Source organism: Tabrizicola sp., assembly GCF_034366665.1.
In the GTDB taxonomy this organism is placed as follows: Bacteria; Pseudomonadota; Alphaproteobacteria; order Rhodobacterales; family Rhodobacteraceae; genus Tabrizicola.
The window spans coordinates 21,387-32,531 of the sequence record NZ_JAXMMF010000084.1; the positions used below are offsets into that span (position 1 = coordinate 21,387).

Below are 11,145 nucleotides of genomic sequence, written 5' to 3' on the forward strand. Positions count from 1 at the left end.
TCTCCCCCGGAGGGGAGAGGGGACGCGAGGGTCGAAGGCAGCGCCCTATTCGGCCGCGTGCGGTTTCGGCGTGCGACGGGCGAGGGCGTCCTCCAGAAGCGAGATCCGGCCCTGCAGCAGTGCCACGTCGACCTGGTTGCGGGCGATGTTGTCGGCCAGGACAAGGGCATCCGGCGCGACGGGTTCGATGTCCTTCTTGCCGATGAACCGGCCCAGAACCCAGGAGAAGAGCCGCGACAGGTCGTCCATCACCAGATACATCGACGGCACCACGACCAGGCTGAGCACCGTCGAGACGATGATCCCGCCCATCACGGCGATGGCCATCGGGGCGCGGAAGGCACCGCCTTCACCAACCCCTAGGGCCGAGGGCAGCATCCCGGCGGACATCGCGATGGAGGTCATCACGATGGGGCGGGCGCGCTTGTGGCCGGCTTCGATCACCGCTTCGATGCGGTCCATGCCGCGGGCCCGCATCTCGATGGCGAAGTCGATGAGCAGGATCGCGTTCTTCGCCACGATCCCCATCAGCATCAGGATGCCGATCAGCACGGGCATCGAGAGCGGGTTCTGCGTGACGATCAGCGCCGTCGCCACGCCGCCCACCGACAGCAGCAGCGAGAAGATGATGGTGATCGGCTGCAGGACTGAATGAAAGAGAAGGATCAGCACGAACATCATCAGAAGGACGCCCAGGATCATCGCATTCTGGAAGCTGCCCAGCAGTTCGGCCTGAACCTCGGCGTCGCCCGAAGGCGTGACCTGGACCGACGCGGGCAGGCCCAGGCTTGGCAGCAGTTCCTGGAAGCGCGCGGTGGCCTGGTCGAGGACGAAGCCCGGCGCGATGTCGGCGCCCAGAGTGGCGACGCGCAGGCGGTTCAGGCGTTTCACGACCGAGGGGCCTTCGGCAACCTCGACCGTGGCGACGGTTGCCAGCGGCACCGGGCCGCTTGCGGTCATCACCTTCAGCGCCGAGATGCGGGCGAGGTTGTCGCGCGACACCTCGTCCAGCTGCACCCGGATCGGGATCAGCCGGTTGTCGATGGAAAGCTTGCCAAGGGCGGCCGAGACATCGCCGATGGTGGCGACGCGGACTACGGAGGCAATCTGCTGGACAGTGACGCCCAGACGCGCGGCCTCGTCCGCCTTTGGCGTGATCTGGATTTCGGGACGCGGCAGGGCGGCCTCGGTCGAGGTGTTGAGGAACATCGGTTCCTCGCGCAGCGCCTCTTCGATCTTCTGGATCGCGAGGTCCAGGTCGTCGGCGTCGTCCGACAGGATGTCATACGAGAACGGACGCGCGCCGCCGCCCATCGTCGCGGCCTTGAAGGCGCGGACGTCGGGGATGGTTTTCAGGGCGTCGAAGACCTCGGTCTCGATCGCGCTTTGCGGGCGGATGCGGCCTTCGGAGGGGATTTCGGGGATGAGCGCATTGATGCCGGGCAGGGCCTCGCCCAGTTCGATCAGCTTGCGCTGCAACCCGTTGTCCAGCCGGTCGAGGATGATGGTGAAGGTCGCGCGGCGGGTGTCGCGTTCGCCCAGCGGGGTGGAGCCGCCGATGACAAGGACGGATTGCACCCCGTCGATGTCCTTGACGATCTCGCGCATCGCGTCGGTGGTGGCGGAGGTGTCGTCGAGGGTTGAGCCGGGGGGAAGTTCCACGGACACGACGATGCGGCTTTCATCCTCGGGCGGGAACAGGCTGCCGGGGACCTGCAGCATGGCGATGACCGAGAAGATCACCACGATCACCGCGACGACAAGGGTGATGTAATAGGTCGGCAGGGCCAGCCAGCTGCGGGTCTTCGACCGGCGGACCTTGGTCGTCGCGTGGACCAGCCACATGTAGCCGCGCATGATGAAACCGTCGGACTGGTCTTCGTGCCCCTGGGCGTCCTTGGTGCGCATCAGGTAGGCGGCCATCATCGGGGTGATGAGGCGCGCGACCAAGAGCGAGAAGAGGACGGCGATGGCGACGGTCAGGCCGAATTGTCGGAAGTACTGGCCGGGAATACCGGGCATGAAGCTGACCGGGACAAAGACCGCGACGATGGTGAAGGTGGTGGCGATGACGGCCAGGCCGATCTCGTCCGCGGCCTCGATCGCGGCGCGGTAGGGGGTTTTGCCCATGCGGATGTGGCGGGCGATGTTCTCGATTTCGACGATGGCGTCGTCGACCAGGATGCCGGTGGCCAGCGTGAGCGCAAGGAAGCTGACCAGGTTCAAGGAGAAGCCCAGCATGTCCATCAGCCAGAAGGTCGGGATCGCGGACAATGGCAGCGCGATGGCCGAGATCAGCGTGGCGCGCCAGTTGCGCAGGAAGGCCAGCACGACGAGGATCGCCAGCAGCGCGCCTTCCAGGAGGGTGTGGATGGCCGCTTCGTAGTTGCCGTAGGTGTAGAAGACGGAATCGTCGACCATCGTGATGCCGACGTTCGGGAATTGCTGGCGCAGGTCGTCGACCACGCCGTTGGTGATTTCGGCGACCGAAACCTCGGAGGCGCCCTTGGCGCGGAAGACCAGGAAGGTGACGCCCGGCTCGCCGTTGATGCGGGAGAAGCTTTTCAGCTCTTCATAGCTGTCGATCACCTGGCCCAGGTCTGAAAGCTTGACGAAGCGTCCTGAAGGAAGGGCGATGGTGGTGTTGGCAAGGCTTTCCACGGTGCCCTGGTCACCCAGAGTGCGGATCACCTGTTCGCCGGTGCCAAGGCTGATCTTGCCCGCGCCAAGGTTGGCGTTGGTCTGGGCGATCTGGGCGCTGATGGCCTGGGCGGTGACGCCGTAGCTGTCCAGCCGCACCGGGTCGAGTTCCACCCGGATCTCGCGGTCGGCCCCGCCGATGCGGGTCACGCGGCCGATGCCGGGTTTGCCCTGCAAGGCGCGGGTCACGGTGTTGTCGACGAACCAGGAGATTTCCTCCATCGTCATGTCAGGGGCGGTGACCGAGAAGGTCATGATCGCCTGGCCTTCGACGTCGATGCGGGTGACGATCGGGGCCTCGATCCCGCCGGGCAGGTCGCCGCGGATCTGGTCGACGGCGTCCTTGACGTCCTGGACGGCCTTGTCGGTGGGCACCTCCATGCGGAATTCGACGACGGTGGTCGATACGCCGTCGGTGACGGTCGAGGTGACGCGTTTGGCGCCGGTCAGGCCGGCGACGGCGTCCTCGATTTCCTTGGTGACTTGGCTTTCCATCTCGGCCGGGGCAGCGCCGGACTGGGCGACGGACACGGCGACGAGCGGGACGTCGATGTTCGGGAAACGGGTGATCGGCAGGGCGTTGAAGCTTTGCCAGCCCAGGACCAGCAGAAGGAAGAAGCCGAGGAGCGGCGCGACCGGGTTTCGGATCGACCAGGCGGAGAAGTTCATGGTCGCGCTCCTCAGTTCACGGGGGTGGGGGCGGGGACCGGGTTGATCCGGTCACCGGGACGGACGAAGGCCCCGGCCTTGGTCACGACAAGGTCGCCCTGAGCCAGCCCCTCGGTGATCTCGACCAGGCCGCCGTCGCGGATGCCGGTCTTGACGGCGACGCGCTCGACCACGCCATCCGTGACCCGCATCACGGTGGCCCCCTCGGGCGAGGAGCCGATGGCGGTCACGGGGACGGCCAGGGCGTCGGTCTGGGCGGCCAGAATCTCGGCTTCGACGAACATGCCAGTGCGGAGCGAGGCGTTGGAGCTGTCGACCGTGATCCGCACGCGGCCCAGGCGCGTCACCGGGTCGATGGACGGTTCCACAAGGCGGAGGGTGCCGTCCAGCACGCCGCCCATGCCGACGGCGCGCAGATGCGCTTTCTGGCCGGGGGCCAGGCGCAGAAGGTCGGTTTCGGCCACATCGGCGCGCAGTTCCAGGGCGGCATCACGGGTGATGACGAACATCGGCTGACCGGCGGATGTGGCGATGGCCCCGATCCTGGCGTTCCGCGCGACGATCTTGCCGGCGACGGGGGCTTTCACCTCGGTGCGCGACAGCATGAGGCTGACATTCTCCAGCCGCGCTTCGGCCAGGGCGAGTTGCGCGCGGGCGGATTCCAGGCCCTGCGTGGCGACCATGACGCGGGCGTTGGCCGAAAGCGCATTGGCGCGCGCCGTATCGGCCTGGGCCTGGGGCGCGGTGCCCTGTTCGCGAAGTTTCGTCGTGCGGTCGGCGACGCGCTGGGCCTCATCCCGGGCGGTCTGGGCTTCGACCAGCTGCGCCTCGGCCTGGGCGATGGCGGATTTCGCGGCGGCGAGCGAGGCGGCGGATTCGGTCATCTGCAGCTCCAGCGTGGTCCTGGACAGGACGGCAAGGACCTGGCCTTCCGTCACCATGTCGCCGACGTCGACGAGCAGCTGATCCAGTGGCTGGCCTTCGACCAGGGGGGCGACCTGCACCTCTTCGACGGCGGCGATCAGGCCCGAGGCGATGATCCGGTCGGAAAGCTGCGCCATCCCCACCGTGCTGACGGTGATGGCGGGCAGAACCGGGGCGGTTTCGGGGATGTTCTCGGCGGCGACAGCCTCTTGCGCCTGGACGGGCACAAGGGGGGCGAAGGCGATAAGGGCGGCAAGGATCAGGGTCGGGCGCATGGGCTTAGCCTTCAGCTTTGTCGTTGGAGATATGGGCAAGGATGCCGTCGATCACGGCGACCACCTGGGCCGCAAGGGCGGGGCTGGCCGGGCCGCACTGGGCCGTGCGGGTCGCCATCGCCTTCACCAGCATGACCAGCATCTGGCACTGGCCTTCATAGCGGGTGCGGGCGTCTTCAAGCGGGCGGCGGGTGGTGTGGGCGAAGATCGCGGTCAGAAGGGAGACGATCGTCTCTTCCATCTGGCGCGCGGCCTCGCCGATTTCGGGTTTGCGGATCGCGGCGGCGGTGATTTCGGCCCAAAGCTGGCCGTCCTTCAGCGACTCTTCCGAGAAGTGGTTCAGGATGCGGTCGCGCAGGCAGATCATCGGGGTGTCCGAGGTCTGGATCTGCGCGAACTCGCCTTCGATTTCGGCCAGGTCATAGCCGCACATCGCCTGGACGATGGCGGCCTTGGACGGAAAGTAGCGGTAGAAGTTGCCGACGCTCATCCCCGCGGCGCGGGCCAGGTCCTGCATCGAGGCACCGTCAAACCCCTTTTCGGCGAAAGCCTGACGGATCGAGGCCAGAATCTCATGGCTGCGAATATCGGCCGCGGGGATGGGGTGTGGCAGCGGGGGCATGTCAGTGGGCCTGGGAATGAACGTTCATTCACTGCAAATAGCGAAGCTTCCGCAGAGGTCAAGTGTCTTTACGGCAGATGGGGCACACTGGATGTGTTGTGCTTCACTTTTCGCCGGATTTGGCCCAAAGGAGCGGCAACACAAGGACGAATGGCATGGCGACGGGCATCAGTTTCAACGTGGCGGCGACGGATGGTGCGGCGCGGACCGGGGTGATCTCGACCCCGAGGGGGCAGATTCGGACACCCGCCTTCATGCCGGTGGGGACGGCTGCGACCGTGAAGGCGATGCTGCCGGAAAGCGTGGCGGCGACGGGGGCAGACATCCTTCTGGGCAACACCTACCACCTGATGCTGCGACCGACGGCAGAGCGGGTGGCGGCCTTGGGCGGGTTGCACCGCTTCATGAACTGGTCAAAGCCGATCCTGACCGACAGTGGCGGTTTTCAGGTGATGTCCCTGGGGGCCTTGCGCAAGCTGACCGAGGAGGGCGTCCGGTTTTCCTCGCACATCGACGGGTCCAAGCACATGCTGACGCCGGAACGCAGCATGGAGATCCAGAAGCTTCTGGGGTCGGACATCGTGATGTGTTTCGACGAATGCCCCGCCTTGCCCGCGACCGAGGATGAGGTGGCCAAGTCGATGCGCCTGTCGATGCGCTGGGCGCAGCGGTCTCGCGATGCCTTTGGCGACCGGCCGGGACATGCCCTCTTCGGGATCATGCAGGGCGGGGTGACGCGCGCGTTGCGCGAGGAATCGGCCGAGGCGTTGAAGGCCATCGGCTTCGACGGCTATGCGGTGGGCGGGTTGGCCGTGGGCGAGGGGCAGGAGGCGATGTTTGGCGTCCTTGACTACGCGCCGGGGTTCCTGCCCGCCGACAAGCCGCGCTACCTGATGGGGGTGGGCAAGCCTGACGACATCGTGGGCGCGGTAGAGCGGGGCATCGACATGATGGACTGCGTGCTGCCCTCACGGTCCGGGCGGACGGGACAGGCCTGGACGGCGCGGGGGCAGGTGAACTTGCGGAACGCGCGGCACAAGGACGACCCGCGCCCCTTGGAGGACGGCTGTCAGTGCCCGGCCTGCCGAAGCTATTCGCGCGCCTATCTGCACCATGTCGTGAAGGCGGACGAGATCATCGGCAGCATGCTTTTGACCTGGCACAACCTGCATTATTATCAGGTGCTGATGCAGGGGCTGCGCGATGCGATTGCAGCGGGCAGTCTGGCCGCTTTCGTGGCCGGTTTCCATGCGACACGGGCCGGTGGGGATATTGACCCGCTTTGACCCGAGGCTGCGTGAGGCATCCGGGCCTGTGCAAATTTGCACGAAGGTCCGGGCTGAAACGCGGGTTGTGACGATTTTTGCAGGGCTTACCTAGGATACCGAACCTACCGTTCAAGGAAGTATCCAGATGACCGACCTGCTTTTCACCGCGACCACTGTTGGCGACATCGCCGTCAGGAACCGCATCGTCATGGCCCCGCTGACGCGCAACCGCGCCCGGGCCGAGGATGACACCCCCTATGACATTCACGCCGAATACTACGCCCAGCGGGCCGGGGCCGGTCTGATCATCACCGAGGGCACCCAGATCTCGCCCGAGGGCAAGGGATATGCCTGGACACCTGGCATCTATTCGGCCGCGCAGGTTGCCGGGTGGAAGGCCGTGACCGAGGCGGTCCATGCCAAGGGCGGCAAGATCGCGGCCCAGATCTGGCACGTCGGCCGGATCAGCCATACCTCGCTGCAGCCCGGCGGGGCGGCACCCGTTGCGCCGTCGGCCATCGGGGCTGCGTCGAAGACCTTTGACGGCACGGGGTTCGTCGAAACCTCGGTCCCGCGCGCGCTGGACCTGGCCGAGATTCCGCGTGTGATCGAAGACTACCGCCAGGCCGCCCGCAACGCCGATGCGGCGGGCTTTGACGGGGTCGAGATTCACGCGGCCAATGGCTATCTGATCGACCAGTTCCTGCGCGACACCTCGAACACCCGGACCGATGCCTATGGCGGGTCGGTCGCCAACCGCGTCCGCTTCCTGGCCGAGGTGGTGACGGCTGTGACCGAGATCCTTGGACCGGGACGCGTCGGGGTGCGGCTCAGCCCGTTCTCGAACGCCAACAACGTCGGCATCGACAGCGATACGATGGCCACCTTTGGCGCGGCGATCGACGTCTTGAACGCGGCGGGCGTGGCCTTCCTGCATATGGTCGAGGGGCAGACCGGCGGCCCGCGCGACTGGCCCGAGGGCGCGCTGGAAGCGCTGCGTGATCGCTTCAAGGGCACCTATATCGCCAACAACGGCTATACCCGCGAGACGGCGGTGGCGGCCGTGGCGTCCGGCAAGGTCGATCTGGTGGCGTTCGGCAAGCTTTACATCTCGAACCCCGATCTGGCCGAGCGTCTGGCCCAGGATGCGCCGTTGAACCCCTTGCCGACCGAAGGCCTTTATGGCGGCGGGCGTGCGGGGTACACCGACTATCCGGCTCTGGCCAAAACCGCCGCGTGATCCATATCCATGCCCGGACCCGGTGACGGGTCCGGCGCTTTCCCATCTTGCACCCCTTCACGCAGAGGTTCATTCTGTCGAACCAAAGCAGAACTTGAATCCCCCGCAAAGGGACCACAAGTTAACAATTCTGAAGGCGGAGCGGGCAGGGTTGCCGATGGTCGGGACCCCGCAGCGCTGCCGCGAACGAAGGTAGACACATGAGCACCCAAAGCTATCCGGTCCTGCCCCTGCGCGACATCGTGGTGTTTCCCCACATGATCGTGCCGCTTTTTGTCGGCCGCGAGAAATCGGTCCGCGCGCTGGAAGAGGTGATGCAGGATGACAAGCAGATCCTTCTGTCCTCGCAGAAGGACCCGACGGCCGATGATCCGGCGTCGGACGACATCTTCCGCGTGGGCGTGCTGGCGAATGTGCTGCAGCTGCTGAAGCTGCCCGACGGCACCGTGAAGGTTCTGGTCGAGGGCAAGTCGCGCGTGAAGATCACCGGTTTCGTCGAGAACCCGTCCTTCTTCGAGGCGACGGCCGAGACCCTGCCGGAAACGGAAGGCGACACCACCTCGGTCGAGGCGCTGGTCCGCGCGGTCAGCGAGGAATTCGAACGCTATTCCAAGGTGAAGAAGAACATCCCCGAAGAGGCGCTGGCCGCCGTTTCGGACACGCGTGAGCCTGCGCGTCTGGCTGACCTGGTGGCGGGCCATCTGGGCGTCGATGTGGCGCAAAAGCAGGTGATCCTGGAAACGCTTGACGTCGCCGAGCGGCTTGAGAAGGTCTACGGCCACATGCAGGGCGAACTTTCGGTCCTGCAGGTCGAGAAGAAGATCAAGACCCGCGTGAAGACGCAGATGGAGAAGACCCAGCGCGAGTACTATCTGAACGAGCAGATGAAGGCCATTCAGAAGGAACTGGGTGACGGCGAGGACGGCCAGAACGAGGTCGCCGAGCTTGAGGCCCGCATCGCCAAGACCGAGCTTTCCAAGGAAGCGCGCGAGAAGGCGGATGCCGAGCTGAAGAAGTTGAAGTCGATGTCGCCGATGTCGGCGGAAGCGACTGTGGTGCGCAACTACCTTGACTGGCTTCTGGGCGTGCCGTGGGGCGTGAAGTCCCGCGTCAAGAAGGACCTGGGCGCTGCGCAAAAGGTGCTGGATACCGATCACTTCGGCCTCGACAAGGTGAAGGAGCGGATCGTCGAGTATCTGGCGGTGCAGGCGCGGTCGACCAAGCTGAAAGGGCCGATCCTGTGCCTTGTCGGACCTCCGGGTGTGGGCAAGACCTCGCTGGGGCGGTCGGTGGCGAAGGCCACGGGGCGCGAGTTCATCCGCATCAGCCTTGGCGGCGTGCGCGACGAATCCGAAATCCGCGGTCACCGGCGGACCTATATCGGGTCCATGCCCGGCAAGATCATCCAGTCGCTGAAGAAGGCCAAGACCACCAACCCGCTGATCCTTCTGGATGAAATCGACAAGATGGGCCAGGACTTCCGGGGCGACCCGGCGTCGGCGCTGTTGGAGGTCCTGGACCCCGAACAGAACAACACCTTCGTCGATCACTACCTGGAGGTGGAGTACGACCTGTCCAACGTGATGTTCATCACCACGTCGAACAGCTACAACATGCCGGGTCCCCTGCTTGACCGGATGGAGATCATCCCTCTGGCCGGCTACACCGAGGATGAAAAGCGCGAGATCGCGCGGGGGCACCTTCTGCCCAAGCAGATCGCCGCGAACGGCCTGAAGAAGGGCGAATTCAGCGTCAGCGATGAGGCGCTGACCCATGTCATCCGCTACTACACCCGCGAGGCGGGCGTGCGGAACCTGGAGCGTGAGATCGCCAAGCTGGCCCGGAAAGCCGTGACGGAAATCCTGAAGGGCAAGACCAGACGGGTGGACGTCGATCCGGCCAAGGTCGAGGAATTCCTGGGCGTCCAGCGTCACCGCTATGGCCTGGCCGAAAAGGAAGACCAGGTCGGCGTGGTCACGGGTCTGGCCTGGACCAGCGTCGGCGGCGATCTGCTGCAGATCGAGGCGCTGAAGCTGCCGGGCAAGGGCCGGATGAAGACGACCGGGAAACTGGGCGACGTGATGAAGGAATCGATCGACGCGGCGGCAAGCTATGTCCGCTCGATCAGCCCGAAGATCGGGGTGAAACCGCCGAAGTTCGAGACGATGGACATCCACGTCCACGTGCCGGACGGGGCGACGCCGAAGGACGGGCCCTCGGCCGGTCTGGCGATGGTTGTGTCGATCGTGTCGGTCCTGACCGGGATTCCGGTCCGCAAGGACATCGCCATGACCGGCGAGGTCAGCTTGCGCGGCAATGCGATGCCGATCGGCGGGCTTAAGGAGAAGCTGCTTGCCGCGCTGCGGGGCGGGATCAAGACGGTCTTCATCCCGGAGGAAAACGCCAAGGACCTGGCGGAGATTCCGGCGAATGTGAAGGAAGGCCTGACGATCATCCCCGTGACCCACGTCCGTGAGGTTCTGGCCCAGGCGCTGGTGCGCCAGCCCGAGCCGGTGGAATGGGACGAAGCGGCGGAAGAAGCGGCCGCAGCGGCGCGGGCAGCGGGCGGTGTGGTGCCTCCGGTCCAGACCGCGCACTGATCGTCCGACCCACAGATGCAGACGGGCGCGCCAGACTGGCGCGCCCGTTGTCTTTTTGCGGGGCGACGTCTTTGCATGGTGGCATCGGGGGACCGGCTGCACCACATATCGCTGGTCGCCCCGACAATCGCTGCGTACTATCGCGGCAGCACACCTAACCGGAAGAAGGCATCATGGCTCCGCGCACGCCCAAGGACCCCGAGACCAAACCCGTGAAGGACCCCAAGCCCGCGCGGCCGGCCAAGGCAAAGCCCGGGGCCGAAGCCGGAGCCAAGCCCGTCCTGACCGTGGTCGAGACGGCTGCGCCGGAAACCAGGGCCGCGGTGGTCAAGCTGAAGGACCTGATCGACAGCGTGGCCAGCACGACCGGCGGCAAGAAGGCCGACGTGAAAGCCACGGTCGAGGCGACGCTGGCCGCCCTGGGCGAGGCGCTGGCCACCGGCAAGTCGCTGGCCATCCCACCCTTGGGCAAGCTGCGCGGGGTCAAGAACAAGGGTCCGGCGCTGACTTTGAAGTTGCGCCTGGCTGATGGTGCGAAGGCGGCTGGATTGGCCCTTGCAGACGATGGAGAGGACGACTAAAAGCCTGCCCATCGGGCGATTAGCTCAGCGGTAGAGCGCTTCGTTCACATCGAAGATGTCAGCGGTTCAAATCCGTTATCGCCCACCATGCTTCCCCAAGGCGCGCCCCAACCGGCGCGCCTTCGGCATTCCGGGGCTTGTCAGGTCCGGGCCATCGCGGTAGGGAAATTTCGGGGGCGGTTAGCTCAGTTGGTAGAGCGTCTCGTTTACACCGAGAATGTCGGGGGTTCGAGTCCCTCACCGCCCACCATCCCCGATCCTTTCCG

Annotated in this window: 7 protein-coding genes and 2 tRNA genes; 6 read left to right on the forward strand and 3 right to left on the reverse strand. The window is 65.7% G+C overall.

Annotated elements, in window-relative coordinates; translation table 11 throughout:
- Window positions 1–45 precede the first annotated feature (45 nt).
- The 3 genes from U1E69_RS11355 to U1E69_RS11365 are packed head-to-tail and all read right to left on the reverse strand — an operon-like array spanning window position 46 to window position 5,190.
- Complete coding sequence (locus U1E69_RS11355) at window positions 46–3,369, reverse strand: efflux RND transporter permease subunit (protein ID WP_322244489.1); 3,324 nt, start codon at window positions 3,367–3,369, stop codon at window positions 46–48.
- Window positions 3,370–3,380: 11 nt separating this feature from the next.
- A complete protein-coding gene (locus U1E69_RS11360) occupies window positions 3,381–4,568 on the reverse strand; it encodes an efflux RND transporter periplasmic adaptor subunit (protein WP_322244490.1) in 1,188 nt (395 codons plus the stop codon).
- Window positions 4,569–4,572: 4 nt separating this feature from the next.
- Complete coding sequence (locus U1E69_RS11365; RefSeq protein WP_322244491.1) at window positions 4,573–5,190, reverse strand: TetR/AcrR family transcriptional regulator; 618 nt, start codon at window positions 5,188–5,190, stop codon at window positions 4,573–4,575.
- A gap of 155 nt (window positions 5,191–5,345) precedes the next feature.
- Here U1E69_RS11365 and tgt point away from each other — a divergent pair, with 155 nt between their 5' ends.
- The 6 genes from tgt (at window position 5,346) to U1E69_RS11395 (ending at window position 11,129) form a co-directional block, all read left to right on the forward strand.
- Window positions 5,346–6,476: a tRNA guanosine(34) transglycosylase Tgt gene (gene tgt, locus U1E69_RS11370; RefSeq protein WP_322244492.1), complete on the forward strand. Its 1,131-nt coding sequence runs from the start codon at window positions 5,346–5,348 to the stop codon at window positions 6,474–6,476.
- 127 nt (window positions 6,477–6,603) lie between these two features.
- Window positions 6,604–7,698 (forward strand): alkene reductase, encoded by a 1,095-nt coding sequence (locus tag U1E69_RS11375; protein WP_322244493.1) that lies wholly within the window; start codon window positions 6,604–6,606, stop codon window positions 7,696–7,698.
- A gap of 200 nt (window positions 7,699–7,898) precedes the next feature.
- Entirely contained in the window at window positions 7,899–10,298 is a 2,400-nt protein-coding gene (gene lon, locus U1E69_RS11380; RefSeq protein ID WP_322244494.1) for an endopeptidase La, read from the forward strand.
- Between the two features lie 173 nt (window positions 10,299–10,471).
- Window positions 10,472–10,879 carry an HU family DNA-binding protein gene (locus U1E69_RS11385; RefSeq protein WP_322244495.1) on the forward strand — a complete coding sequence of 136 codons (408 nt, stop codon included), beginning with the start codon at window positions 10,472–10,474 and terminating at the stop codon, window positions 10,877–10,879.
- Window positions 10,880–10,892: 13 nt separating this feature from the next.
- A tRNA-Val gene (locus U1E69_RS11390) sits at window positions 10,893–10,967 on the forward strand.
- 86 nt (window positions 10,968–11,053) lie between these two features.
- Window positions 11,054–11,129: transfer RNA gene (locus U1E69_RS11395), tRNA-Val, on the forward strand.
- The last annotated feature ends 16 nt before the right edge of the window (window positions 11,130–11,145 follow it).